This is a genomic window from Mesorhizobium sp. M4A.F.Ca.ET.020.02.1.1 (assembly GCF_004022645.1).
Classification (GTDB): domain Bacteria; phylum Pseudomonadota; class Alphaproteobacteria; order Rhizobiales; family Rhizobiaceae; genus Mesorhizobium.
The window spans coordinates 1-1533 of the sequence record NZ_RZOI01001050.1 but is presented as its reverse complement, the minus strand read 5'-3'; the positions used below and the strand labels follow the sequence as shown (position 1 = coordinate 1533).

Here is a 1533-nt window from a genome sequence, read left to right as displayed (position 1 = left end):
ACCGATCCCTACACCGGTGAGCAGAAGGTTTCCAACACGGCGGCCGGCGCCGGCCTTGGCGCGATCGCGGGTGCCGGGCTTGGCCTTTTGGCCGGCGGCAACGACCGCCGCAACGCGCTGATCGGCGCCGGCATCGGCGCGCTCGCCGGCGGCGCAATTGGCGCCACCATGGACCAGAACGAGGCCGAGTTGCGCCGCCAGCTCCAGGGCACCGGCGTCAGCGTCACCCGCACCGGCGACCAGATCATCCTCAACATGCCGTCCGACATCACCTTCAACGTGGACCAGGACGCGGTGAAGCCCGGCTTCTATCCGGTGTTGAATTCGGTGGCGCTGGTGCTGAACAAGTTCCGCCAGACCACGGTCGATGTTTTCGGCCACACCGATTCGACGGGCGGCGACGAACACAATTTCGATCTGTCGCAGCGCCGCGCGCTGGCGGTCGCCAACTATCTGTCGGGGCAAGGCGTCGATTCGCGCCGCTTCGCCGTCACCGGCTTCGGCAAGACCCGTCCGGTCGCGTCCAATGCGACGGCCCAGGGCCGCGCCCAGAACCGCCGTGTCGAGATCCAGCTGTCGCCGCTCACCTGAGCCGCCTGGCATCGAACGTGAAAACGGCCCCCACGGGGGCCGTTTTTGTTTTGAGCCGACATTGGCAGTCTTCAGTTCACCAAGTCATCCTGAAGAATTAGCTAGTTCTAACGGACTGCTTTTCCGGGATCATGGAAAGGAATAGCATCGGAGCGTTCCTGAGGGGACGGGGCGGAACAATCGGCCGCGCAATCAAGAAGTTCGACGCCTCGGTCTTGCACGGCCAGATCAGAATTCTGGGAGGAATGCATGACGAAAACAGCTCGCTTCGGTGTCCTCGCTTTGACGGGTCTCATTGGCGCCTGGCTTGGCGTGGCCACGGCTCAGGCCGAGGATGCCAGCAAGGCCGACATCGAGGCCTTGAAAAAGTCGCTCGCCAAATATGAGGACTACACCGCCGCCATCCGCGACCTCTATCTGTCTACTGTCGGGTGCGTCTACTTCACCGGCGAAAAGATACCCGGCACGATGGACTATCCGAAAGGCGCCATGGGCATCCATTTCGTCAACGTTCCCAGCGTCGGGAAAAAGCTCGATCCGATGCACCCCAATGTGCTGATCTACGAGCCGACCAAGAAAGGCCTGAAACTGGTCGGGGTGGAATGGCTGGTGCCGCTGACGCCGGACGTCAAGGAAGCACCCACGCTATTCGGCCAGAAATTCATGGGACCGATGGAGGGACACTACCCCCTGATTCCGAAGGAGTTCGTCCACTACGATCTTCACGCCTGGTTCAAGGACAATCCGAACGGCGTGTTCAGCCCGACCAACCCGACGGTGAAATGCAGCAAGGCCGAGTTCCCGATGCTGGAGAAGCCGACCAAGATGATGCCCGGGCCGATGTAACGGGCCGCAAGACATGAAAAAGGCGAGCCGGTTGGTCGGCTTGCCTTCTTGAAACGGAAACAGAAAATCAGACCTTGGCGACGATCCGCATGAAGG

Annotated in this window: 2 protein-coding genes; both read left to right on the top strand. The window is 61.5% G+C overall.

Going from position 1 to position 1533, the window contains the following annotated elements; all coding sequences use genetic code 11:
• Positions 1 to 591, top strand: a 591-nt coding sequence (locus tag EN742_RS34655) for an OmpA family protein (RefSeq protein WP_148670509.1), incomplete at its 5' end; no start/stop codon positions are given.
• A 249-nt stretch (positions 592 to 840) separates the two neighbouring features.
• Positions 841 to 1437 (top strand): hypothetical protein, encoded by a 597-nt coding sequence (locus EN742_RS34650; RefSeq protein WP_126054386.1) that lies wholly within the window; start codon positions 841 to 843, stop codon positions 1435 to 1437.
• Positions 1438 to 1533 lie beyond the last annotated feature (96 nt).